Origin of the sequence: Mesorhizobium sp. (genome assembly GCF_004962925.1) — a bacterium.
Taxonomy (GTDB): Bacteria; Pseudomonadota; Alphaproteobacteria; order Rhizobiales; family Rhizobiaceae; genus Mesorhizobium.
Genome location: NZ_SUEO01000140.1, coordinates 1 through 1,588, shown reverse-complemented (window position 1 = coordinate 1,588; position 1,588 = coordinate 1). Strand labels below are relative to the sequence as shown.

General features: G+C 63.7%; 2 protein-coding genes and 1 pseudogene. All 3 read left to right on the top strand.

All coding sequences use genetic code 11. From position 1 onward, the window contains the following. Positions 1-395, top strand: a pseudogene (locus E5W87_RS23860) (S49 family peptidase); the annotation flags it as partial. 82 nt (positions 396-477) lie between these two features. Beyond that, entirely contained in the window at positions 478-663 is a 186-nt protein-coding gene (locus E5W87_RS23855) for a hypothetical protein (protein ID WP_095483965.1), read from the top strand. Positions 664-688: 25 nt separating this feature from the next. Continuing rightward, the coding region (locus E5W87_RS23850; RefSeq protein WP_292403077.1) for a 4-(cytidine 5'-diphospho)-2-C-methyl-D-erythritol kinase at positions 689-1,588 on the top strand (900 nt) is incomplete at its 3' end.

Here is a 1,588-nt window from a genome sequence, read left to right as displayed (position 1 = left end):
ATCCGTTCAAGCCCGAGAAGAAGGAAGACATCGAGCGGCTGAAGGCGCTGCAGCTCGATGTCCACGAGACCTTCATCGACCTCGTCAAGGACCGGCGTGGCACCAAGCTCAAGGACGACCCGGACCTGTTCACCGGCTTGTTCTGGACTGGCAAGAAGGGGCTGGAACTCGGCCTTGTCGATGCGCTCGGCGACATGCGCAGCGTGCTGAAGACCCGTTTCGGGCCAAAAACCCAGCTCAAGCTGATCACGGCGCCGCGCGGCCTGTTCGGCCGGTTCGGCTGGTTCGGCTCAAGCAAGGGGGGCTTTTCAGCGCCCGATATCGCCGCTGCTGCCGCAAGCGGCGTGATCGATGCGGCGGAAGAGCGCGCGCTGTGGGCTCGCTTCGGGCTTTGAAAAACCGGTAAAAGCGTTTAACTTAAGAGCTTGACCGACCCGACCGGCCGCCGCAGCCGGCCTTGCGAGGAAGGAGTTTGACATGCCACAGATCATTTTCTTCATCGCAGTCGGCGTCCTCGCCTATTTCGGCTATCGCTCCTTCGTCAGGGAAGCCGAACGCGTGACGGCCAAGATACGGCGCACCGAAAAGCAGGCTACCAACGGCTCAATGGGCACGCTGGTCAAGGACCCGAAGACCGGCGAATACCGTCTGGCCAAGGACTGACATCATCCCGCTCGCGACTGACACAGTGGATTCCGGCATCACGGTCCGGGCATTGCATGCGCATGCCAAGATAAATCTCGCGCTGCACGTCACCGGCAGGCGCGCCGACGGCTATCACATGATCGAGAGCCTGGCGGTGTTCACGCGCTTCGGCGACAGGGTCGAAATCGAGCTCGCCGACAGAGATGGCTTTTCCGTGTCGGGTCGATACGCCTCCGCGGTCCCGCTCGACGACAGCAATCTGGTCGTGAAAGCGCGCGACACGCTGCGGAAGCGGGCCGATCTCCAACATGCGCCGCCGGTCGCCATCAGGCTCGAAAAGAACCTGCCGGTCGCATCCGGCGTCGGCGGCGGGTCGAGCGACGCCGCAACGGTGCTGCGCGGGCTGGCTGAGACGTGGAGGCTGGACCTCGACGAAGCCGAACTGGCGCGGGTCGCCCTCCCGCTGGGCGCCGACGTTCCCATGTGCCTTGCGGCAAAGCCGCTGATCGCGCGTGGCATTGGTGACGAACTGTCGACCGTCCCCGGCTTTCCTGCACTCGGGTTGGTCCTCGTCAATCCCGGCATCACTGTCTCCACGGCCGAGGTGTTCAATGCGCTTTCCCATCGCGACAATGATGGACTGCCGCCGCTGCCCGGCAGCCTAGACTTCCACAGCATTCGCAATTGGCTGGAGATCACGCGCAACGATCTCGAGCCCGCGGCGCGCGTGATCCAGCCCGCTATCGGCAAGGCGCTTTCGGTGCTCAACAAGGCCGGAGCAGGGTTCGCCCGGATGTCGGGTTCCGGCGCGACTTGCTTCGGGCTGTTCGAGACGGGCAATGTGGCCAAGCGCGCGGCCGTCGATATTCGCAGCCGCCATCCCGACTGGTTCGTCGCTGCGACGCGAAGCATGACATCGGAGATTGACGCATATGGCCAGAAT